We start from the raw sequence: 22,282 nt of genomic DNA on the forward strand, positions 1-22,282 counted from the left end.
TTGTCTTTTTTTTATTGCTGTTTAGGAAGGTAAATCCAAAAAGTAGTTCCTTTTCCGGGCTGACTGGTAAAATCAATACTGCCGTTGTGGTTTTCTATAATTCGGCGGCATAAGGCCAGTCCGATTCCATTTCCGCCATATTGATCTCTTTCATGCAGGCGCTGAAACATATCAAAAATTCGTCCTGAATATTGACTGTCCATCCCTATTCCATTATCAGAAACCGAGATCAGCTGATAATTTCCTGACAACGCAAATTTATTCTTTTCATCGGGTAAATTCGTTGCAGAAATGGTTACAACTGGGTCTGCTGTATTGAATTTTAATGCATTATTAACCAGATTATAAAACAACTGGCGAAGCTGGGTGTGCAATCCTGAAACTATTGGAAGTTCATCAACATGAATTACAGCATTTTTCTCTTCGATAATCATACTGAGATCCCCAAGAATTTCAGACATCACTTCATTCAGGTCTACTTCTTCAAAATGCTGTTTTTTGATGTCAACTCTCGAATAATTAAGTACATCAGTGATAAGGTGTGATAATCGGCCTGCAGCTAAAGTAATCCGGTCGAAATAATATTCTTTTTTCTGATCTTCTGATAAATGCTGGCCTGCGCGTGAAAGCATAATCATAATTTTTCGCAGTGGTTCCTGCAAATCGTGACTGGCAATATAAGCAAACTGTTCCAGTTCTTTATTTTTAAAGACCAGTTTTGAATTGGCACTTTCAAGTTCACGCTGAATTATTTTTAATTCGGAGTTGTCCTTAAGTGTTTCTACCATCATTTTCTGTGCATTGATATCTACAAAATAAATGAGCCAGCTGTTAAAAGAACCGTCTTCTGATTTATTTGGAGTTATAGAAACCAAATGCCAGACGTAATTGTTACTGTCATTTTTAATTCTGATTTCATCTACAAAATCAGAACGATTTGTTCTGGTTCTGTTCCAGCCTTCTAAAATTCTGTCAATATCTTCAGGATGAACAAAATTGATAAGTGTTTTTCTGTCGAAATTCAGTAACGGAAACTGAAGATAATTCTCTAATGACTCATTAGCAAGAATAACATTGTTTCGTTCTCCAACAATACAGATCAAAATCGGAATTGTATTGGCAAGCTGTCTATACTTATTCTCACTTTCAGTCAGTTTTTCTGAAAGCGCAATTAATTCAATATTTTTCTTTCTGATTTCATCATAAGGAGACAAAGGAGGTTCGAATTTAAAATAATCAATCAGGTTCTTAATCTTGGCTTCTGATAAAAGTCCCGGTGATAAAACCGGCTGGCTTATTCTTGTTACAGATTGATTGTCGTAATAACTGTATTCGATATTCGCAGAAATCTTAGAGGCATAATTAAAAGCCTGTGGGCTGCAGTTTTTCAAATCTACTGCATCTGTAATTATCGCCACAATTTCTTTTTGTGTCGCTTTTATAATATTGATTCCCAAAACGAGCAAAGAATTACTTCCTATAGCAATAGAACAGCGTGCCACTTCAGAAACGGCAGTTGAAAATCTCGTTTGAAAAGAAGATGGCATACCACACATTTCAGCAATTTTCATGCATCTTTTATGGGCTAATATTAAGTCCATTTCGTTATCAAGATTTATTTGTATGATCTCTTTCATGACACTTAAATTATTTTGGCTACAAGAATGGTTGCGTCATCATTACCCCGTATATTTTCCTTAAGCAAAGAGGCTGCAATTATTCCGGGGCTCTGTTTAAAAATACCAGTCATATCATTCAGGCTCCATCTAGTACGAAGACCATCACTATGCATGATAATAATTTGATGTTTTTTATAAGGTACAACAGTATTGTTTAAAGTACGCGGAATATTATGCCCCAGAATACCATTATAGGGTGTATAAGTTTTGTTTTCTAGTCCGTTATAAATCCGGGTATTGATGTTTCCGATTCCACAGATATTCCAAACATCTGCCTTATAATCTACAGTAACTATCGTAGCAACTAATCCTCGTGTTTTTTTTGTCTTCGTATGAATATCCCTCAATATTTCCGAAGGCTGAAGTTCTGTGGTTTGTCTAAAAGCCTTAAGGCCTGCCTGCACTGCTTCATAAGCATGTTCCCCGTGTCCTAGGCCATCTCCAACAAAGATCTGGAAACCATTTTTCAAATTTTTGATATGATAACCATCCCCGCAGACTTTTTCTCCGGGATAGTTAACTGCTATGGTGCTGTATTTTAATTCATTTTTAAAAGTGGGAAGGCACATGTCAACTTTTTCACAAATTCTGACATATTGTACACAGCCCCAGTTTTTTATGGAATAAATCTGAAAATCATTGCTCAGTCTTTTGATAGAACCTAAACCATGTCCGAGTGTGTTTGAGGTTGAATAACCATCATTCATAATCCGGGCTGCATTTTCAAAACCTGGACCGTTATCAAGACAATAGATTTCAATTGCACTTTGTTCACCTATCAGATGCGCCCTGTACAGTAACTCACCTCCTTTTGCAAACTTTATAAGATTAGAGGTAAGCTCAGCAACAATAATGTCGGTTTCGGCAGCCCTGTGGGGAGTAAAACCTAACTGAATAGCGAGATTGTGTATTTCTCTTTTTATAAAAGGAATGAGACTCCTGTCGTCAATTTTATAACTGGAAAAAGTATTATCCATTTTTCCACTTTGTTATAGTAACTGTAGTACCGTTTCCTAATTCACTTTTTATGTCAAATTCATTGACAAGCCTTTTGGTTCCTGGTAATCCCAGACCTAAACTTTTTCCTGTACTGTATCCGTCTTTCATCGCTAAAGTTATATCTGCTATTCCCGGGCCATTATCTATAAAAGTCACACGTACGCCATTGTCACGGCCATTGCTGACCGATTCGATAATGACCTTACCGCCCCCTCCGTACTTTAAAAGATTACGAACAAGTTCGCTTGTGGCAGTAATTAGCTTGGTCTGATTTAGAATACTCATGCCAACTTTTACCCCATACTCTTTTACACGATTGCGGAGTGGGACAACGTCCTGTTCCCTTACAATGAGGGCTTCTTCTTTATTATTCGTTATCGTAGTCATATTCCGGCTCTTCATTATCACTATTGTGCATTTTTGAGCGCAGTAATTCCATGCCTCTTTCAACATTCAGGGCACTTATGACTCCGTTTAAGGATAGTCCTAATTCTACCAGTGTAATTGCAACTGCGGGCTGCATACCCACCACTACAGTTTGTGCATCCATTATTTTTGACATCACCGCAATATTACCTAAAATTCGTCCCATGAACGAATCTATAATAGAAACTGCAGAAATATCAATCAGTACACCTTTCGAACTATGTTTACTTATTGTATTAATTAAATCTGACTCCAGATTTTCTGCCAACTGATCATACAAATCTACTTGTATGGTAACGAGCAAAAATTGCCCCATCTTTAATATAGGAATTCTTTCCATGCCAACTAACCTCTTATCCTACTATTACTTTTCTTTTAACCACATTAAGCTGCAACATATCAAATGCTGTCTGAAGGGCACTTGCTAATGATGCTTTTGTAATGATTCCCGTAAGGTCGATCCCTAAATGTACTACTGTCTGGGCAATTTCAGGACGAATACCACTGATGATACATTCTGCTCCCATTAATCGAGTTGCACTTACTGTTTTAATTAAATGCTGTGCTACAAGTGAATCAACAGCAGGAACACCGGAAATATCCAGAATAGCAATTGAGCTTCCCGTGTCAACAATCTGCTGCAATAGGTTTTCCATCACAATTTGTGTTCTGGAACTGTCCAGCGTTCCAATAATTGGCAATGCTACAATACCGTCCCACACTGCAATAACCGGGGTGGAAATTTCACTTATTTCATCTATCTGACGTGAGATGATATCTTCACGGCCTTTCATGAAAGCTTCAAACGTCATTATCGTCATATTGTCCAGGATTTCATTCAGTTTTAGATTTGCCTCATAAAGCTGGGCAGGATCTTTTATCAGCTCAGAAAGTATCTGCGAAGCGGCTTGTTTGAATGATATCAGATATTCTGCATTTTCCCGAGGCGAAAAACCTCTTTTTCCTCTTGAAGATGCAATTCCTACAATTAAATCGTGTACTTTCTCAAACTCCTGAGCGTTTTCAGATTTAGACAATGCGCTTAAAAAAAGAGAAGCAAATTCCTTTGACTCTTCTTCCTCCATTGCTCCATCACCGGCTCCACTCTCCTGAAGAATCTGAGACCATATGGTTAATAATTTGTTTTCGTGCTCCTTTAAGCCCTCTAATAAGTTGTTTTGCATTTGCGTTTTTTAAATTTGAGATTCCTAACAAATATAGAACTTTAAATCGGATATAAAGAAAAGATGTGTTAAATCAGAAAAGGTTTTAAAAATATTTTTTTAGCTGAAATCTGAAATCATAAATTAGTCCGCATTTACGGTTGGTTTTTTGAAAATAACTAAAAATAAAGTGTACTGTTTTTTGTCTATTTAAGGAAGAAAAGCATCTGTCAGATATTTAATCGGAAAGCTTGTTTCATTACTAAATAAAAGATATATACAGCACTTAAGGCTTAAAACTCTAAAATTTGTTCGTAATTTATTTAAACAGCTGTTAAATCTTTAATAATTATTAATTGTTAATTCTGTAAGAAAACGTATATTTGAGAAAATAGATTATTAGCATGGCATACAAAAAATCAAAAACACAGCATTTTGTATTTCCCAAAGCTCCAACCGGAGTTGACGGATTAGACGAGATTACGAACGGAGGTTTTCCTAAAGGCCGCCCGACACTGATCTGTGGTGGTGCGGGCTGTGGAAAAACATTATTATCAATGCAGTTCCTTATTAAAGGAATAACCGAATATAACGAACCTGGTGTCTTTATGTCTTTTGAAGAGCCTTCAGAAGATCTTACATTAAATGTAAAATCTTTAGGTTTTGATCTGGAAAAGCTTAAAGCAGATAAAAAACTTGTAGTCGACCATGTCCGGGTTGAAAGATCAGAAATTGAAGAAGCAGGTGAATACGACCTCGATGGACTGTTCATCAGATTAGGACATGCCATAGATTCCATAAAAGCTACGCGGGTTGTACTCGATACAATCGAATCATTATTTGCAGGACTGGACAATCAGGCAATACTCAGAGCAGAATTGCGAAGATTATTTCATTGGTTAAAGGCAAAAGGAGTAACAGCAATAATAACCGGAGAACGCGGCGAATCGACACTTACACGCCAGGGATTAGAAGAATATGTTTCGGATTGTGTGATTGTTCTGGATCATCGTGTTATCGAACAGGTTTCGACCAGAAGACTTCGAATTGTAAAATACAGAGGTTCAACACATGGTACCAATGAATATCCATTTCTTATTGATTCTGATGGAATTTCAGTGCTTCCGATTACTTCATTAAAACTGGACAACGAAGTTTCTTCAGAAGTTGTTTCTACAGGTGTTCCCGGATTAGACAGTATGTTTATTGGCGGCGGATTTTACCGTGGCAGCAATATCTTAGTTTCAGGTACAGCGGGTACAGCCAAAACTACAATTGGCTGCTATTTTGCTACTGAACAATGCAAAAAGAAAGAAAACACCATTTATTTTGCTTTCGAAGAATCGCCACAGCAATTGATTCGGAACATGAAATCTGTTGGTGTTAACCTTCAAAAATATCTTGACAACGGAACTTTGCAAATACATTCATCCCGTCCATCCTTAAACGGTCTTGAGCTGCATTTGCTTACTTTGCGAAAATTGATTAAGGAATTTAAACCTACTACGATAGTGATTGATCCTATCAGTAATTTAATATCTGTAGGAAGCGAGCATGAAGTACGATCTATGCTGGTACGACTTATTGATATGCTAAAAGTCAATAATATCACGGCATTATTTACTTCGTTAAGCAAACAGACAGATAATTCCAGACCGGATCTTGCAGAAGAATCAGTGTCATCATTGGTGGATACGTGGATAACCGTACGTGATATGGAAGGAATTGGTGAGCGAAACCGTGGTGTATTTATTGTAAAATCACGCGGAATGGGGCATTCAAACCAGGTACGAGAATTTGTAATCAATGAAAAAGGAATCGAATTGCTTGATGTAGAATTAGGTCCTCAGGGTATACTGACAGGATCTGCCAGAAAATCAAATCAGCTTACCAAAACGATGTCTGATTTAAAACTTCAAAATGAAATTAGCCGAAAAGACAGGGAAATTGCGCGTAAACGAAAAGTACTTGAAGCCAATATTGAAGCACTCAGAAATGAATTTGAATCGGCAGAAGAAGAATTAAGCATACTCAAAGCAAATGAGGAAATGCATGAAAGTCTGATTTCTAAAAAAAATAAACCGTAAAATGAAAAAAGAAGTTGTAGCCGAATGGCAGTTACTGCTTTATATAGCAGGACAAACGCCAAAATCGATCAAGGCTCTGGAGAATATAAAAAAGTACGCGGAAGAATATCTGGCCGGGAAATACAGCATTGAGATTATTGATTTGCTTAAAAATCCGCAACTGGCGGAAGGAGACCAAATTCTGGCAGTGCCTACACTGGTCAGAAAATTTCCTGAACCCATTCGCAAGATCATCGGGGATCTTTCGAATGAAGAAAGAGTGCTTGTAGGGCTTAATATCAAACCACTAAACTCCTAAGTTAAATGGATAATTCAGCTGATGAAACAAGTACAGCGAAACATAAGTTTATACTCTTCGTTTCGGGTATGTCTGTTAAATCAGGACATGCAATTGAAAATTTACGCAGGATATGTGATAAATATCTGCAAGGTAACTACGAACTGGAGATCGTAGATATCAGCCGGGACACAGAAATGGCTGTGAAATATCAGATTGTAGCAATACCAACATTAATAAAAATATATCCTGCCCCAAGACGAATTATTCTTGGTGATTTATCAGATAAGGAGAAGGTATTAAAAATACTTAATTTAAGGGAATAGAATTTGATAACAAACGAGAAAAATATAGATTCCTTATTAGCGGAAATTGAATCATTAAAGAATAAACTTGATGAATCAAACAGTATTATTGAAGCTATAAGAGAAGGGGGCGTTGATGCCCTTGTGGTCAACAACAACGGGGTTCCGCAGCTTTATTCGCTTGAAACTGCCGATTATACCTACAGGCTCCTTGTGGAAAAATTCAGACAGGGCGCGCTGAGTATTACCAAAAACGGACTGATTCTGTATTGCAATGATTATTTTGCTCAATTGGTTAACACTCCCTCAGAACAAATAATCGGGAATTACATTCAGGAGTATTTCGACAACACATCTCAGTTCAGTACACTTATTGAGGCTTTAAAATACGGCATTGGTACGCATGAAATACTTTTTAAGACCAATAGCTCCCCTACTACCTTTTCAGCCTATATTTCGCTGACAGATCTTGAACCTTCTGTCGAGGCTATTGGTATTGTGGTAATCGATCTGACCGAAAAGAAAAAACACGAAGAAGCCCTGATAAAACACCAGCAGGAACTGGAAGTAAAAATTAAAGAACTCAACCGTATCAACAGCAATCTTGAGGAATTCATACACGTAATATCGCACGATTTAAAAGAGCCGCTGCGAAAAATCGTCATGCACAACAGTAAAATAGACGGAAGTTATTTAACAGCAATTGATGCCAAGTCGATGGATGTTATCAAATTGTCGGTTTTACGCCTCAATTCCCTTGTAGATGATTTGGTGAAATATTCGTCGCATACCGCACAGGAAGCCCATACAGAAGTTGATTTGACGGCTATTATTTCTGAAGTTACTGAAGATCTTGAAGTTATTATCAACGACAAAAATGCTATTATAAAAATCGAAAACCTGCCTGTTATAAAAGCTTCCGGGGTTCAGATGCGGCAGCTTTTTGCTAATCTGATTTCGAACGCCATTAAATATTCCAAAGCAGACACCCCTCCGGTGATACAAATTTATCAGGTTGACGATTTAGAGGATAAAATATCAAATCAAAACCCTAAATTTGTAAGGATTCAGATCAAAGACAATGGTATCGGAATGGAATCTGCTCATTTGCTCAAGATTTTTACGATTTTCCAGCGCCTCCATGCCCGAAATGAATATTCTGGGAACGGTATAGGCCTGGCGATCTGTAAAAAAATTATGGAAAACCATTCCGGGAATATCACAGTCGAAAGTAAGCTGAATGAAGGGACAACATTTACTATTTATTTTCCAGTTTCATAAAATGCCTCAAAAAAAACTACATATCATAATTGCCGAAGATGATAATGATGATGCAGATGTAATCTTCGAAACTTTTAACAACAATCCGGAATTTGGAAAAGTAAGTCTCGTAACCAATGGCGAAGAACTGCTGAATTTCCTAAAAGATACCGCCAACGAAACCCCCGATGTTATCCTGACCGATATCAACATGCCTATACGTAACGGCATCGAAGCCCTGCAGGAAATTTTAAACCATCATGAGCTCAGAAATATCCCCTGCTTTGTCTATTCCACCAGCATAAACCCGTCTTACAAACAAAAATGCGACGTACTGGGCGTAAAAGCCTACCTCATAAAGCCCTACTCTTTCGAAGCTTTTGATGAAATCCCAAAGACGATTCTGAGTATTATTGCGGATTAAAATAATCTGAAAACGAGATTTTTTCTTTAGGGAAAGTCTCGTTTTTTTTTAGGAGCTGATTACTGCTGTACGCTGTATCTTTTACGCTGAACTCCGGCGCAAAAGGATGTCGCTTCTATCTAGGGCTATGAGATGTGCGTTTCAAAAACATTTTCGAATTAGAGAGAATTATCAAAAATGTGTTGTTAGGAAATTCGGAACAAACACTCAACGCCAGACTGAGTTTAAATAGCCATTTGTTTTCAATAAGGAAAAAAAGTGCTTATACATTTAACAAGTTTTCGAATTAGTCTTTTTTCTTATTAACCTAATAAAAGAATAAATAGATAGTTTTAATTATACTTATTTTTTATATTTTTGTACTAATAAGAGTATTTATGAAAATTTCGAGTATTATCCCAACTGAGAAAATTATTGAACGCCTACATTACGAAAATCCGTGGTGGGTTTCCAGAGCAGTTCATCCAGCTTATGAAGATATGCAGAAAAGGCTTTATTTTGACTTGTTTTATCCTTTTGTCAAAGAAAAAGATATCCGTAGAGCTGTTGTCTTGATGGGACCCCGACGTGTTGGTAAAACTGTCATGATGTTTCATTCTATAGACCAATTAATTAAAGAAGAAATTAATCCGCAAAAAATATTTTTTGTTGGTATAGATAATCCTCTTTATCTTAATTTAAGTTTAGAAGATATTTTACTTTTATGTAAAGATGCTGTTAAATTACAAAACTTAGAAGGTTGTTATGTTTTTTTTGATGAAGTACAGTATTTGAAAGACTGGGAAAGGCATTTAAAAGTATTAGTAGATTCATACCCTGATACAAAATTTATAGTTTCAGGTTCTGCCGCAGCCGCTTTAAGGTGGCACAGTACAGAAAGCGGAGCAGGAAGATTCACTGATTTTATGTTACCACCACTTACTTTTCAGGAATATATTCATTTAAAAAATATGAATCATTTGATATTGAAAGGTGAAATTGATTATGCAAATCTCAAAATACCATACGCAATAACACATGACATAAAAGCATTAAACAGAGAGTTTATTAATTACCTTAATTTTGGAGGTTACCCTGAGGTTGTTTTGTCTGAAAAAATACAAAGCGACATGGGAAGATATGTTAAAAATGATATAGTTGACAAGGTGCTTCTAAGAGATTTACCAAGTCTTTACGGTATTAAAGATGTTCAGGAACTGAATCGCTTCTTCACTTACATAGCCTACAATACAGGTAATGAATTTTCATATGAAACGATGTCTAAGGAAAGTGGAATTATTAAGGATACCTTAAAGAAATATCTGGAATATTTAGAGTCAGCGTTTTTAATTAAAGTATTGAATAAAGTAGATATAAATGCAAAACGATTAAAGAGAGTAACCAGTTTTAAAGTATATTTAACCAATCCTTCTCTAAGAACGGCTTTGTTTTCGCCAATTTCTGAAACAGACAGCGAAATGGGAAATATGGTAGAAACGGCTATTTTATCTCAATGGATGCATAGAGAGAATCTGGATCTCACTTATGCAAGATGGAAAGATAAAAAAGAAGGAGAAGTGGATTTAGTGTTGTTGGACGATAGAAAATTTAAGCCGCTATGGGCAATCGAAATTAAATGGAGTAATCGATATTTTGATAAACCGCAAGAGTTAAACAGCCTTATTCAATTTTGTAAGGCTAATGATTTTAAAAGCGCACTAGTTACCTCTATAGATAGAGAAGGAGTCAAAGAAATTGGCGATTTACGTTTCTCTTTTGTACCATCAGCATTATATGCTTACAATATCGGTGAAAATACTTTAAAAATGAAAAATACATCATATTAAAACATAGCATGTAACTATCGACATCTACAAAGAAATTCTAAAAACATTCAAAATACATGACTGTGCCGTCCTAAAATAACTATACAGATTCATCAGTATTGTTGAAATAAATATATACCGATTCTAAAAACAGCCTTGTTAGCGCAAACCATATCATGAGGTGCATGTGCTGTTTCAGTTCAGGATCGTTTTCCAGCGCTATTGCGCTGTCTAAATCAAAATCCAGGTTTTGAATTCTCTCTTGAAACTTTTGATAATATCCTGCTCCCACCACTGTTATAACCAGAATGAGCAGTTCATGCACAAATTGGGAACAGGTAATCGAATTTAAAATATACCTGAGACTGTCAAACTGCTTATCAGCCGGATTTGGCTCTTCTTTTAAATCGTAACAAAAATGTATCAGCAGCTGCAGGCAAGCGAACAGTCCTGCTGTCCTGACTTCCTGCATCTTAGCATCCGTAATTTCAAGATTACCTGAAAGCAATTCTTGCAGATCGTATTCCTGTAAAAGTTCGGGGTACCTGTTCAGTAATAAGTCCAGTTTGGGATTTTTTAACTTTTCGAGCAATTCTGAAATCCCATTTTCCAGATTCTCTTTTGGATTCTGCATTAGCATATGCAGTCCTGTCTTTGCCTGATCTGTTGATTTTACAAGTTTTTTGTTTTCATTTGTTTGCATAACGGCTACTGATTTGGTTGTTCAATATTATTCTCAGCTTCCCTTAACCTGTCGATTTCGTTTTGGATCAAAATATCTGCCTGCTCTCTAAATTTGCCACACCTTTGTTCCAATAACTGATAATACAGGTAATCAACATCGTTAAACTTGCTGAAACGCAACATGCACGGCTGCTGGCTAAGCAGTCTGAACATTGATTTATCTTCCTGAGTCTGGCGGGGAAAGAAATCTGCCGTGATAGTGGTAAAATATTCACAGAGCATAAACAGATATCCTAATGCAAAATGATTTGGGGTGTAGCCCATAAAAACACGTATTAAAGACAGACAGGTCTGCTCTGTTATTTGATGAAGTGCAGCCATTTTTACTTCATCCAGGCTCAAAGGATCATCATCGTTATATACCCAGTTCCAGAGTGTAGCACTAATACTTTTTCTGTTTGCGACATAATGTGCTGTTGCTTTTACATTTCTTTTTGGGGATTCGCTACTATTTAAATACGGAGGATTACTGCTGTCCTGAAATAAAAGTTCTGCCTGCTGCATGATCTTCCAAAAGAAAAACTGCTGGTCGTGGCAAAGATTTTTAAGACTCTGTACATGGTGCATCAAAATAGTAGCTGTCAAAGCCCCGGCAGTCTTTGTTTTAATTTTATCACTTATGTCACTGGCAGCGTTTTCTATAGTTTCATAAACAAAGACTAAGAGGTATAAATGAATATGCTGTTTTTGTACTTCTTTGTCAGGATAAAGCATCCTACTTGAACTGTAAGTGTTTGCATGCCTGCCAAAACAATAAATAGCAGCTGTTTTAATGTGGCCTGTAATGAGTTCCTTTACTTCTTTTTGCTGTAAAAATTCAATCCGATTCATAATTTTTAGTTTTTAGTTGCCAGATGTCCGAATAATTGTATTTTTGTTTTAACACAGTGCAAGTAAGCGATACATTGTACCGTACCGAACTAACGGTAATTGTATCTCACCAAAGCGGACTTGTATTTTACCAAAACAGCAAAATTTCAGGAATTTTAAATATCTTTGAGCTATGAGTACAGCCACCAAACCAAAACATATTGGAAGAAATATAAGCCGCATCAGAGAGCTTAGAGGAATGAAACAGGAAGCACTTGCCGCTGCTATTGGCGTGAGCCAGCAGTCTGTTTCTAACATTGAAGGAAGTGAAATTGTTGACGAAGAAAAACTGAACGCTATTGCAGAAGTTTTGGGAGTTTCTGCTGAAGCGATTAAGAATTATAGTGATGAGGCAGTATTTAATATTATTGGAAATACCTATCACAATACTAGCAGTGATAGTTCTACATTGATTGCAAGTTCATTGAATTATCAACCAAATTTTAATACAGTAGAGAAAATCGTTGAATTATACGAGCGTTTGGTTCAGGCTGAGAAAGATAAGGTTGAGTATTTGGAGAAATTATTGAAGGAGAAATAGATTTTTAAAATAAAAAGATATTATATAAAAGAGGCTTTCGAGTCTCTTTTTTTTATGTTTTCTAATTTAGGTAAATAGATAAGCAAATTATAGTTCTTAACTTCAGTACCTTAAAAACTCTTTATTTTATAGCATTAAATAATGCTTAAAGACTAAAAGTTTACTACTTTAGTCGCCCAACATTAGGCAATAAAAATCCTTAATTAAACAACGCTTATTTCAATGTCAGAAGAACAGAAGAAAATATTAGAGCAACAGCTCTGGAATATAGCCAATGCATTACGAGGAAAAATGAATGCAGATGAATTCCGGGATTATATTTTGGGATTTATCTTTTATAAATATCTGGCTGAAAAAATGGAAATTTATGCCAATTCCATTTTAGAAGAAGATAAGATTCAATTCAGAGATATAAAAGAAAATACTCCTGAAGGATTAGAATATATTGATGCCATTCGCGAAGAAGCTCTTGAAACATTAGGATATTTTCTAAAGCCTTCTGAACTTTTCAGTGAAATAGCCAAGCGCGGTAATAGCGGTACGAATACATTTATATTAGAAGATTTACAAAAAATCCTGACCAATATCCAGTTGAGTACTATGGGAACGCAAAGTGAAGAAGACTTTGACAACCTGTTTGAAGACATGGATCTCAACAGTACCAAATTAGGTAAATCTGCAGATGCAAGAAATGCTATTATTGTAAAAGTACTGGTGCATCTTGATGAAATCGATTTTAAACTTGAACATACAGAATTAGATGTATTAGGAGATGCCTATGAATATCTGATTGGTCAGTTTGCCAGCGGTGCAGGAAAAAAGGCGGGGGAATTTTACACGCCTCAGGAAGTATCAAAAATCCTGGCAAAAATTGTTACTACGGGTAAAAACCGACTGAAATCTGTTTATGACCCAACTTGTGGATCGGGATCATTACTATTGCGTGTTGCAAGAGAAGTAAAAGATGTCAATAATTTTTACGGACAGGAAATGAATCGTACGACATACAATCTTGCCCGGATGAATATGATACTTCATGGAGTACATTACCGACAGTTTGATATTAAACAGGAAGATACCTTAGAGCATCCTCAGCACCTGAACGATATGCCTTTCGAGGCGATTGTTGCAAATCCACCCTTTTCAGCAAATTGGAGTGCCAATCCTTTGTTTCTGAATGATGGCCGTTTCAGTCAATACGGAAAATTAGCGCCCGCTAGTAAAGCTGACTTTGCGTTTGTACAACATATGATTTATCATTTGGCGGAAAACGGAACAATGGCTATAGTCTTGCCTCATGGTGTACTGTTTCGTGGAGCAGCAGAATTGCATATTCGTAAGTATCTGATCGAGCAGAAAAATTATTTAGATACTGTCATTGGTTTACCAGCCAATATTTTCTACGGAACCAGTATTCCAACTTGTATTTTGGTGTTTAAGAAATGTAAAGAAGATCCTGATCATATTTTGTTTATTGACGCCAGCAAGGAGTTCGAAAAGGTAAAAAATCAAAATATGCTACGGGAAGAACATATCAATAAGATTGTAGAAACCTACCGTAACAGAACAACGATTGAGAAATACAGTCACCTGGCAACTTTAAAAGAAGTTGAAGAGAACGATTACAATTTAAATATTCCACGTTATGTAGATACTTTTGAAGCCGAAGAAGAAATCGATATTCAGGCTGTAATGAAAGAAATTAAATCTTTGGAAGCCAAACGAGCTGAGCTAGACAAGGAAATTGACTTTTATTTCAAGGAATTAGGCCTTGTTTTTTAACTTTTAATATCCTTAATGTTTTTACTAACGAAAATTGAATTATCAAGATGGCGAATAAAAAATTAAAAGTAAGTAACGTTCCTAATTTGAGATTTCCGGGGTTTGAAGGAGAATGGGAAGTGAAGAAGTTAAAAAATATAGCTGATAAAGTAAATAGCGGGAAGACACCATTAGGCGGTGAGGCTGTATATACAAAGGAAGGTGTACTTTTTATCCGTAGTCAGAATGTCAATAATGACAATTTAGAGCTAGAAAATTCGACATTTATTCCAGAATCGGTAAATAATCAAATGAAAAATAGTATTGTTAATCCTAATGACATACTTCTTAATATAACTGGTGCATCATTGGGACGCAGTTGTGTAGTTCCGAATGATTTTAAAATAGGAAATGTTAATCAACATGTTTGTATTATAAGATTAAATAAACAGTCCAATCCAAGGTTTATTCAACCTATATTTTCTTCAAGTAAAGGACAAACAATATTTAATAGCTTGCAAACAGGGAGTGGTCGAGAAGGTTTGAACTTTGAAAGTATTAAAGGTATTAAACTATCTATACCTATTCCAGATGAGCAATACAAAATAGCTTCATTTTTATCTTTGATTGACGAGAGAATATCAACCCAAAACAAAATAATTGAACAATTAGAAACCTTAATCCAAAATTTTCGAAATCAAATATTCAAACAAAAAATAAGATTCAAACACGAATTGGGAAATGAATTTTCTCAATGGAAAGTGTATAAATTGAGAGATATTTCAGATCGAGTTTTATGTAAGAATATTGAAAACAATCAAAATGTTTTGACTATCTCTGCACAACTTGGGCTAATTAGTCAACTGGATTTTTTTAACAAGTCTGTTTCAGCTAAAAATGTTTCGGGATACTATCTTTTAAAACAAAATGATTTTGCTTATAACAAGAGTTATTCTAAAGGTTATCCAATGGGAGCAATAAAAAGGCTAAAAAAATATGACAAGGGAATTGTTTCAACATTATACATTTGCTTTCGGTTTAATGGATTGATAAATGTACATTTTATGGAACAGTATTTTGAATCAGGAATTCAAAATATAGAAATAGAAAAAATAGCACAGGAAGGTGCTCGAAATCATGGTCTTTTAAATGTAGGAGTTTCAGATTTTTTTAATATTGAAATTAATCTTCCTTCAATAGAAGAGCAAAAACGAATAGCTTCTTTTTTATCTAAAATTGACAAAAAGATCCAAACTGAAAAAGCGATTTTAGAACAGTTTGAAAAGCAGAAGAAATACCTATTGCACGAAATGTTTATATAAATTTCTAGACAAATATTTGGTGTAACAAAAACTTTTTCTGCTCTTCCAATTTTTGCAATAGCTGATTCTCAATATCAATTTTGGTATCTATAGATGATAGAAAATTAGCTATTTTGTTTTGTTCTTCAATAGAAGGAACAATAATTTTTAATTTTAGAAGTTCTATTTTAGACATGTTAAATCTAGTGCTTCCTTGTGCTAATTTTATTATCGAATTTCTAACGCAATCACTTCTAAAAAAAAATTTAGCAAACTCAGGCGCAAGTATTTCAAACGAAAAAATTCTATACCCAAAACAAAAACTATTAAGATATACATCTTCAACCTTTTCCAACAATACTGAACTCATTCCTATTTCTCGTGACGTTTCCGAAGAAATTGTAAAAAATACATCGCCATATTCTACTTGATTTTGATTTTCATTATCATTCACATTTACTAATCCACACTTTTTTACATCTATTTCCAATTTGTCAAAAATTTGCTTGTATTGAATATATTTTTTACCGCTTCCAAAGTCATCCTTGCTTTTACCAGAAAGTCCATTGTAAGTCATTCCGATATCTCCTAATTTTTTTTCTTGCCAATTATCACAAAACCCTTCAAACCGTAGTTTTTGAGAAAATAGCTTTTCACTTACAGTTTTAATTAAGGTTTCTAATTGTTCAATTATTTTGTTTTGGGTTTCGATTCTCTCATCTATGAGTGAAATAAAAGACGAAATTTTTAGTTGTTCGTTTAAACTTGAAATGTTAACATCAATATTATCAATAGTAGATTTAGATAGACTTGGAACTCCTGACGCTTCATTATATTTTAACCAATTTATCTGCTCAAATATATGATAAACAAATTTAGGCAATACTTTTTTAAAGGAATGTGTATAAAAAAGGGTGTCGACCGTCCAGAACTTTCCATTAAAGTAAAATGGTTTATTAATCGTCCCTTTTCTTCCAATACAAACAGTTTCTCCATCATACAAATAACTATCAACAGAAGTCATATATCCTCCTGTTCCATATACAGGAATACTACCTTGCACTAAGTGCTTATAATCTCTCCCACTAGCAACGGTTAAAATATTACCCAACTTGTTAGTTTCCCATTCCCCTTCAAACCCCGGAAATCTCAAATTAGGAACATTAAGTAACTGCCATCCTTAATGTTTGTAAAACTTTAATTGTGTTTCTTTGAGATTTAACAAAAATTGTATTATAATGAATGAACAAAAACAACTTTTAGAAGTTATTAATCTATGGAAAAAAGACAAGAAGCAGTATGTGAAAAAATCAAGTTTCTCGGCTTATACGCTCTTAATCGAGAATCATTTATTGCCTGTTTTTGGTAATAAATATGCTATTGAAGAAGCTCATGTACAGCGTTTCGTATTCCAAAAACTGGAAACAGGTTTAAGCCATAAAACAATAAAGGACATTTTAATTGTCCTAAAAATGGTTTTAAAATTCGGTGCAAAAAATAAATGGCTACAATATACACCTTTCGACATACAATTCCCTACAGAACGTGAAAAGCATACTATCGAAGTGCTTAGCAGAGCCAATCAGAAAAAAATAATGAATTATATACAGGAGCATTTTACATTTCGCAATTTGGGTGTTTACATCTGCTTAAGCGCAGGTATGCGTATTGGGGAAATATGCGCTTTAAGATGGGAAGATGTTGATACAGATAATGGAATTATAGGTGTCAACCGAACAATCCAACGGATCTATGTCATAGAAGACGGAACCCGCAGAACGGAATTGATTTTGGACACACCGAAAACTAAAAATTCGATTCGTGAAATCCCAATTAGTAAAGATTTATTACGGATATTAAAACCATTTAAAAAGATTGTGAATCCTTCGTTTTTTGTTTTAACAAACGATGCCAAACCAACTGAGCCCAGAACATATCGAAGTTACTATAAAAACCTGATGAAAGAATTGAATATGCCGGAATTGAAGTTTCACGGATTAAGACACAGCTTCGCAACCCGATGTATTGAAAGCAATTGTGATTATAAAACGGTGAGTGTACTCTTAGGGCATTCTAATATTAGTACAACATTAAACTTGTATGTCCACCCCAATATGGAACAGAAGAAAAAAGCTATCGAACAAATGTTTAAAGGATTAAGATAATGATTTGAAGCAGGATTTGTAAGATAAATGATGTCAGGGTTTATATAATTTATTACTTTCGTAGACTATCATTTTGAAATGGATAAATACAAGAATAAATATAAAATAGGCTCACATCGATTACGTAATTGGGATTATTCTTCAAACGCCTTGTATTTTCTTACCATTGTTACCCAAAACAGGGAATGCATTTTGGGTGATATTGTCACCGGGCAAATAAAATTATCCGAAATGGGCAAAATTGTAGAAAATGAATTTTTAAAATCATTTGAAATTCGGAATGAATTATTTTTAAACGAATATATCATCATGCCCAACCATTTGCATATGATTGTGGAAATATGTCATCCCGGCAATGGATCAAACAGCCTGATTGATACCGTAAAATCGCACGGGAACAATGAACCGCACGGGTACGACGTAGAACCGCACGGCCGTGCGGTTCTACCCAACCGTACGGTTTTACAACCCAATGGTGTGGTTCAACAATTGCAATCCATAAAACCAAATCGTCCCGTCCGATTACCCAAATCCATTTCATCGTTTATTGCAGGATTCAAATCGGCAGTAAACACCAAAATTGATGATTTTATTGACGAACATCATTTATCAATACCAAAATACAACAAACAAAATCATTTTTTTCAACCCAATTACCACGATCACATTATCAGAAATGATTTTGAATATCAAAGAATTGCGGATTACATTATACGAAATCCGACGATGTGGGAAAATGACAAATTAAACCATAAGAAATGAGTAAGCAGTCCGAACAAATTTTAGAAGAACAACTCGTTGCCCAATTACAAAAATTAGGGTATAAATATGCTGTTATTGCTGATGAAAAAGCATTACTGGCAAACCTGAAAATACAATTAGAGAAGCACAACAATATACAATTTAGCAATAGCGAATTTGAAAAAGTCCTGAACATACTCAACAAAGGTTCTGTATTTGAAAAAGCCAAAATATTACGCGAAAAGAAGCATCATATTATCCGGGATAATGGCGACAACCTATATTTTGAATTTCTGAATATTGAACATTGGTGTCAGAATCAATATCAGGTAACCAATCAAATTACACAAGAAGGAAAGTATGAAAACCGTTATGATGTCACGTTGTTAATTAATGGATTGCCTTTGGTACAAATCGAACTCAAACGTAGAGGTTTGGAAATGAAGGAAGCGTTTAATCAAATCAACCGCTATCAAAAACATAGTTTTGGTGCCGGAAAAGGTTTGTTTCACTTTGTGCAGTTATTTATCATCAGTAATGGAGTAAACACTAAATATTTTAGCAATTTTGGTTCAAACAAGCAGGAGTTTTTGCAAACATTCCATTGGACAGACGAGCAAAATAATCCCTTAAATAATATTCTGAATGGTTTTACCGACTCTTTTTTAGAACCGTGCCACATCAGTAAAATGATCTGTAAATACATTGTGCTGAATGAAACTGCAAAAACACTGATGGTACTTCGTCCTTATCAATATTATGCAGTAGAAAGCATTATTAAAAAGGTCAAAGAAAACGAAATACTGAATGGCTACAATATCGAAAAGAATGGGTATATCTGGCATACCACAGGAAGTGGTAAAACCTTAACCAGCTTTAAAGCCAGTCAGATTTTATCTAAAATTCCAGCCATAAAAAAAGTTGTTTTTGTGGTTGACAGAAAAGATCTGGATTATCAGACTAATCAGGAATATGAAAAATTTAGTAAAGGTTCAGTAAGTTCGGCAACAAATACAGAGGATTTAATCAGGAAATTCAACGATCCAAATGTTAGCATAATTGTTACTACTATTCAAAAATTAAATAATACAATTTCTGGGAGGAATTTATTAAAAATGAAGTCTATTCAGAACGAAAGAATGGTTTTTATTTTTGATGAATGCCATCGCTCACAATTTGGAGATACACATAAAAATATTGTCAATAATTTTAGTAATATTCAACTGTTTGGTTTTACCGGTACACCAATTTTAGCAGAGAATGCTGACGGAGAAAAAACAACAGCAAGTTTATTTGGAAAATGCCTTCACAAATATGTAATTACCGATGCTATTCGTGATGAAAATGTTTTAAAATTCGCTGTAGAATATATTCAAACTTTTAAACAAAAAGAACATATTATTGATTTAAAAGTGGAACAAATCAATGAAACCGAAGTATATGAAGCTCCCAAACGTAAAGAAGCGATTGTAGATTACATCATTCAATACCACGACCAGAAAACCCAAAATAGAAAATTTTGTGCGATGATGTGTGTTCAGGATATTGATTCAGTGATTCAATACTATGAGATTTTAAAACGTAAAAAACAAAACGGAGAACACAACTTAAAGGTGACCACTATTTTTAGCTTTGCTCAAAACGAAGATGAAATGGAAGATGGTGTTTATTCTCAATTAGACATGGCGGCTGAACCACGAGCACAATATGGTAATTCTAAGCCTCATCGTAGAGAACTTCTGGAAAATTATGTGGATGATTATAATGAACTGTTTGGTGAAAAACATAATATTAAAGACACAGAAGGGTTCTACAATTATTACAATGCAGTAGCGAAAAAATCCAAGCAAAACGAGACAGACATTCTTTTGGTAGCTAATATGTTTCTGACAGGATTTGACAGCAAATTTTTAAATACGTTATATGTAGATAAAAACCTGAAATATCATGGACTTATACAAGCTTTTAGTCGTACCAACCGTATTTTAGACAAGAATAAAACACAGGGAAATATCGTATGTTTCCGAAACCTAAAAGATAAAACAGACGAAGCCATCGCTTTATTCAGTAACAAAGAAGCTATTGATGAAATTATTGTTGAACCGTATGAAGTTTACGTTGAAAAGTTTAACGAAGTAACACAAAAGTTATTAGAAATTGTTCCACAAGTAAGCAGTGTAGACCGTTTATATTCGGAGGAAGATCAATTAAAGTTTATTTTGGCTTTCCGTGCTTTAATGCGTTTGCATAAGAAAATGAGTCATTATACTGAATTCACCTGGGATGATTTACAGATAGAAGAACAGCTTTTTGCTGATTATACCAGCAAGTATCTGGATTTGAAAGAGAAAATTGGTTCCGACCCTTCACCTGAAAAAACATCTATTTTAAATGATATTGATTTTGAATTAGAGTTGATAAGACGTGATACTATAAACGTAACGTATATACTTCAGTTATTAATTAAATTCCAGTCAAAAGAAAGTACAAAAGACAAAGAAAGCATTGAAAAAGATATTTTCAATTTATTAAATACCGAGGTATCACTAAGAAGTAAAAGAGAATTGATCGAGAAATTTATTCAGGAAAGCTTGCCACATATTGAAGATACTGATACAATTCCGGAAGAATTTGAAAAATTTTGGAATGTCGAGCAGAAAAAAGCACTCCAGCAAATGATTAAGACAGAAAATCTATCTGAAGAAAAAACGGAAAGGTTAATTGAAAACTATCTTTTTACAGAACGTGAACCTCTTCGAAAAGAAATTTTAGCACTTCGATTAGAAGGAAGACCCAGCGTGTTGAAATCAAAAGAAATTGGTGACCGTATTTTAAATAAGATTTTAGGCTTTGTAGATACTTTTGTTAATGGAATATCAGGGAATTAATATTCGATGTTTTTTTGTAATTGCAATACTATCATAACTCTACACGTTTGTAAAAATAAATTTATCTCCTGTTGACTAGGGGATTAAAACGACAAACTTAATCATACTATTTAGCTTAAATTTCAGACATTTGTTTGCAACGAATACATCTTAAACTAACAATAAATCTATCTTTCTCATCCATCAAAAAAAATTGCCCAACACACATACACTTCGTACTTTTGCACCATGAATGATAATTTTACAAATGAATACTTTGGCATCGGCATTCACAATGGTAAAACGCCTGAAAATTTGGGTGTTTTGTGGCGGTCGGCTCAAAACTTAGGGGCAACTTTTATATTTACCATCGGAAATAGATATGCCAAACAAGCTTGAGATAGGCATGATGCGGTAAAGGCGATTCCGTATTTTCATTATGAGAATTTTGAAGCTTTTTTTGAAAACTTACCCAAAGGAGCGCGATTGGTGGGTGTGGAATTACATGAAAGTGCTTCAGACTTAGATACCTTTGAGCATCCCAGACGCTGTGTGTACCTGTTAGGCGCAGAAGATCATGGTTTGCCTAAAAAAAACAATGGAAAAATGCCATCATCTGGTAAAATTCAAATCTGGGAAAAGTTTGAACGTTGCTGTGGCAGGAACCATTGTGATGTATGACAGTAATTTGCCTAAACCTCGCTCGTAATTCCGAGAAAAAAATTATCCTAAGAACGGTTCTCGATACATCTTTTGTTCCGTTTCTCTACACAAAAATACTCGAACTGACGAATAGCGTAAAAGGTTACTAGTGCTAATTTAGTAAGAAATCTATCATTTGATATAAAATAGAAACGTTTCATTGAC

The 22,282-nt window shown here is 34.8% G+C and carries 20 protein-coding genes and 1 pseudogene; 13 read left to right on the forward strand and 8 right to left on the reverse strand.

Translation table 11 applies throughout. The features are described from left to right. Positions 1-11 precede the first annotated feature (11 nt). The 5 genes from GXM16_RS05015 to GXM16_RS05035 are packed head-to-tail and all read right to left on the reverse strand — an operon-like array spanning position 12 to position 4,288. Complete coding sequence (locus GXM16_RS05015; protein WP_163393311.1) at positions 12-1,637, reverse strand: sensor histidine kinase; 1,626 nt, start codon at positions 1,635-1,637, stop codon at positions 12-14. A 5-nt stretch (positions 1,638-1,642) separates the two neighbouring features. Beyond that, a complete protein-coding gene (locus GXM16_RS05020; RefSeq protein WP_163393312.1) occupies positions 1,643-2,656 on the reverse strand; it encodes a SpoIIE family protein phosphatase in 1,014 nt (337 codons plus the stop codon). Beyond that, on the reverse strand, positions 2,649-3,065 hold the full coding sequence (locus tag GXM16_RS05025) for an anti-sigma regulatory factor (protein WP_163393313.1): 417 nt from the start codon (positions 3,063-3,065) through the stop codon (positions 2,649-2,651). Before GXM16_RS05025 ends, GXM16_RS05020 begins: the two co-directional genes overlap by 8 nt. Continuing rightward, positions 3,046-3,444 carry an STAS domain-containing protein gene (locus GXM16_RS05030; RefSeq protein ID WP_163393314.1) on the reverse strand — a complete coding sequence of 133 codons (399 nt, stop codon included), beginning with the start codon at positions 3,442-3,444 and terminating at the stop codon, positions 3,046-3,048. The genes GXM16_RS05025 and GXM16_RS05030 overlap by 20 nt, the downstream gene beginning before the upstream one ends. Positions 3,445-3,457: 13 nt before the next feature. Continuing rightward, on the reverse strand, positions 3,458-4,288 hold the full coding sequence (locus GXM16_RS05035) for an STAS domain-containing protein (RefSeq protein WP_163393315.1): 831 nt from the start codon (positions 4,286-4,288) through the stop codon (positions 3,458-3,460). A 383-nt stretch (positions 4,289-4,671) separates the two neighbouring features. On the opposite strand from GXM16_RS05035, the gene kaiC reads away from it, so the two are divergent. From kaiC to GXM16_RS05065, 6 genes are all read left to right on the forward strand, one after another. After that, positions 4,672-6,354, forward strand: coding sequence for a circadian clock protein KaiC (gene kaiC / locus GXM16_RS05040; protein ID WP_163393316.1), 1,683 nt, complete (start codon positions 4,672-4,674; stop codon positions 6,352-6,354). A 1-nt stretch (position 6,355) separates the two neighbouring features. Then, positions 6,356-6,652, forward strand: coding sequence for a circadian clock KaiB family protein (locus tag GXM16_RS05045; RefSeq protein WP_163393317.1), 297 nt, complete (start codon positions 6,356-6,358; stop codon positions 6,650-6,652). A gap of 5 nt (positions 6,653-6,657) precedes the next feature. Next, positions 6,658-6,957 carry a circadian clock KaiB family protein gene (locus GXM16_RS05050; protein ID WP_163393318.1) on the forward strand — a complete coding sequence of 100 codons (300 nt, stop codon included), beginning with the start codon at positions 6,658-6,660 and terminating at the stop codon, positions 6,955-6,957. Positions 6,958-6,960: 3 nt separating this feature from the next. Further along, positions 6,961-8,217, forward strand: a complete 1,257-nt coding sequence (locus tag GXM16_RS05055) for a PAS domain-containing sensor histidine kinase (RefSeq protein WP_163393319.1) — start codon at positions 6,961-6,963, stop codon at positions 8,215-8,217. After that, positions 8,177-8,620, forward strand: coding sequence for a response regulator (locus GXM16_RS05060; RefSeq protein ID WP_229684249.1), 444 nt, complete (start codon positions 8,177-8,179; stop codon positions 8,618-8,620). Before GXM16_RS05055 ends, GXM16_RS05060 begins: the two co-directional genes overlap by 41 nt. Positions 8,621-8,997: 377 nt before the next feature. Then, a complete protein-coding gene (locus tag GXM16_RS05065; RefSeq protein ID WP_163393320.1) occupies positions 8,998-10,446 on the forward strand; it encodes an ATP-binding protein in 1,449 nt (482 codons plus the stop codon). A gap of 79 nt (positions 10,447-10,525) precedes the next feature. On the opposite strand, the gene GXM16_RS05070 is transcribed toward GXM16_RS05065, so the two are convergent. Beyond that, entirely contained in the window at positions 10,526-11,128 is a 603-nt protein-coding gene (locus tag GXM16_RS05070; protein WP_163393321.1) for a hypothetical protein, read from the reverse strand. A 5-nt stretch (positions 11,129-11,133) separates the two neighbouring features. Continuing rightward, a complete protein-coding gene (locus tag GXM16_RS05075) occupies positions 11,134-12,000 on the reverse strand; it encodes a hypothetical protein (protein ID WP_163393322.1) in 867 nt (288 codons plus the stop codon). A 172-nt stretch (positions 12,001-12,172) separates the two neighbouring features. Between GXM16_RS05075 and GXM16_RS05080 the strand changes: the two genes are divergently transcribed. The 3 genes from GXM16_RS05080 (at position 12,173) to GXM16_RS05090 (ending at position 15,663) form a co-directional block, all read left to right on the forward strand. Beyond that, positions 12,173-12,580, forward strand: a complete 408-nt coding sequence (locus GXM16_RS05080; protein ID WP_163393323.1) for a helix-turn-helix domain-containing protein — start codon at positions 12,173-12,175, stop codon at positions 12,578-12,580. Between the two features lie 222 nt (positions 12,581-12,802). After that, positions 12,803-14,362, forward strand: a complete 1,560-nt coding sequence (locus GXM16_RS05085; RefSeq protein ID WP_163393324.1) for a type I restriction-modification system subunit M — start codon at positions 12,803-12,805, stop codon at positions 14,360-14,362. Positions 14,363-14,409: 47 nt separating this feature from the next. Then, positions 14,410-15,663 (forward strand): restriction endonuclease subunit S, encoded by a 1,254-nt coding sequence (locus tag GXM16_RS05090; protein ID WP_163393325.1) that lies wholly within the window; start codon positions 14,410-14,412, stop codon positions 15,661-15,663. 4 nt (positions 15,664-15,667) lie between these two features. Here the strand turns inward: GXM16_RS05090 and GXM16_RS05095 are convergent, their stop codons facing one another. Further along, positions 15,668-16,795: a restriction endonuclease subunit S gene (locus GXM16_RS05095; RefSeq protein ID WP_163393326.1), complete on the reverse strand. Its 1,128-nt coding sequence runs from the start codon at positions 16,793-16,795 to the stop codon at positions 15,668-15,670. A gap of 85 nt (positions 16,796-16,880) precedes the next feature. On the opposite strand from GXM16_RS05095, the gene GXM16_RS05100 reads away from it, so the two are divergent. The 4 genes and pseudogenes from GXM16_RS05100 to GXM16_RS22790 all read left to right on the forward strand — a co-directional run bounded on the left by GXM16_RS05100 (position 16,881) and on the right by GXM16_RS22790 (position 22,124). Further along, positions 16,881-17,807, forward strand: a complete 927-nt coding sequence (locus tag GXM16_RS05100) for a site-specific integrase (RefSeq protein WP_163393327.1) — start codon at positions 16,881-16,883, stop codon at positions 17,805-17,807. A gap of 78 nt (positions 17,808-17,885) precedes the next feature. Next, positions 17,886-18,569 carry a transposase gene (locus GXM16_RS05105; RefSeq protein WP_163393328.1) on the forward strand — a complete coding sequence of 228 codons (684 nt, stop codon included), beginning with the start codon at positions 17,886-17,888 and terminating at the stop codon, positions 18,567-18,569. Further along, positions 18,566-21,436, forward strand: coding sequence for a type I restriction endonuclease subunit R (locus GXM16_RS05110; protein ID WP_163393329.1), 2,871 nt, complete (start codon positions 18,566-18,568; stop codon positions 21,434-21,436). The genes GXM16_RS05105 and GXM16_RS05110 overlap by 4 nt, the downstream gene beginning before the upstream one ends. A gap of 228 nt (positions 21,437-21,664) precedes the next feature. Continuing rightward, positions 21,665-22,124 (forward strand): annotated as a pseudogene (locus GXM16_RS22790) (RNA methyltransferase). The last annotated feature ends 158 nt before the right edge of the window (positions 22,125-22,282 follow it).

Origin of the sequence: Flavobacterium limi, assembly GCF_010645075.1 — a bacterium.
GTDB classification, from domain to species: domain Bacteria; phylum Bacteroidota; class Bacteroidia; order Flavobacteriales; family Flavobacteriaceae; genus Flavobacterium; species Flavobacterium limi.

What these genes read in the sequence shown, in the direction of transcription:
- GXM16_RS05015 (WP_163393311.1), bottom strand. Translation starts at nt 1,637, where the DNA reads ATGAAAGAGATCATACAAATAAATCTTGATAACGAAATGGACTTAATA.
- GXM16_RS05020 (WP_163393312.1), bottom strand. Translation starts at nt 2,656, where the DNA reads ATGGATAATACTTTTTCCAGTTATAAAATTGACGACAGGAGTCTCATT.
- GXM16_RS05025 (WP_163393313.1), bottom strand. Translation starts at nt 3,065, where the DNA reads ATGACTACGATAACGAATAATAAAGAAGAAGCCCTCATTGTAAGGGAA.
- GXM16_RS05030 (WP_163393314.1), bottom strand. Translation starts at nt 3,444, where the DNA reads ATGGAAAGAATTCCTATATTAAAGATGGGGCAATTTTTGCTCGTTACC.
- GXM16_RS05035 (WP_163393315.1), bottom strand. Translation starts at nt 4,288, where the DNA reads ATGCAAAACAACTTATTAGAGGGCTTAAAGGAGCACGAAAACAAATTA.
- kaiC (WP_163393316.1), top strand. Translation starts at nt 4,672, where the DNA reads ATGGCATACAAAAAATCAAAAACACAGCATTTTGTATTTCCCAAAGCT.
- GXM16_RS05045 (WP_163393317.1), top strand. Translation starts at nt 6,356, where the DNA reads ATGAAAAAAGAAGTTGTAGCCGAATGGCAGTTACTGCTTTATATAGCA.
- GXM16_RS05050 (WP_163393318.1), top strand. Translation starts at nt 6,658, where the DNA reads ATGGATAATTCAGCTGATGAAACAAGTACAGCGAAACATAAGTTTATA.
- GXM16_RS05060 (WP_229684249.1), top strand. Translation starts at nt 8,177, where the DNA reads ATGAAGGGACAACATTTACTATTTATTTTCCAGTTTCATAAAATGCCT.
- GXM16_RS05065 (WP_163393320.1), top strand. Translation starts at nt 8,998, where the DNA reads ATGAAAATTTCGAGTATTATCCCAACTGAGAAAATTATTGAACGCCTA.
- GXM16_RS05070 (WP_163393321.1), bottom strand. Translation starts at nt 11,128, where the DNA reads ATGCAAACAAATGAAAACAAAAAACTTGTAAAATCAACAGATCAGGCA.
- GXM16_RS05075 (WP_163393322.1), bottom strand. Translation starts at nt 12,000, where the DNA reads ATGAATCGGATTGAATTTTTACAGCAAAAAGAAGTAAAGGAACTCATT.
- GXM16_RS05080 (WP_163393323.1), top strand. Translation starts at nt 12,173, where the DNA reads ATGAGTACAGCCACCAAACCAAAACATATTGGAAGAAATATAAGCCGC.
- GXM16_RS05085 (WP_163393324.1), top strand. Translation starts at nt 12,803, where the DNA reads ATGTCAGAAGAACAGAAGAAAATATTAGAGCAACAGCTCTGGAATATA.
- GXM16_RS05090 (WP_163393325.1), top strand. Translation starts at nt 14,410, where the DNA reads ATGGCGAATAAAAAATTAAAAGTAAGTAACGTTCCTAATTTGAGATTT.
- GXM16_RS05100 (WP_163393327.1), top strand. Translation starts at nt 16,881, where the DNA reads ATGAATGAACAAAAACAACTTTTAGAAGTTATTAATCTATGGAAAAAA.
- GXM16_RS05105 (WP_163393328.1), top strand. Translation starts at nt 17,886, where the DNA reads ATGGATAAATACAAGAATAAATATAAAATAGGCTCACATCGATTACGT.
- GXM16_RS05110 (WP_163393329.1), top strand. Translation starts at nt 18,566, where the DNA reads ATGAGTAAGCAGTCCGAACAAATTTTAGAAGAACAACTCGTTGCCCAA.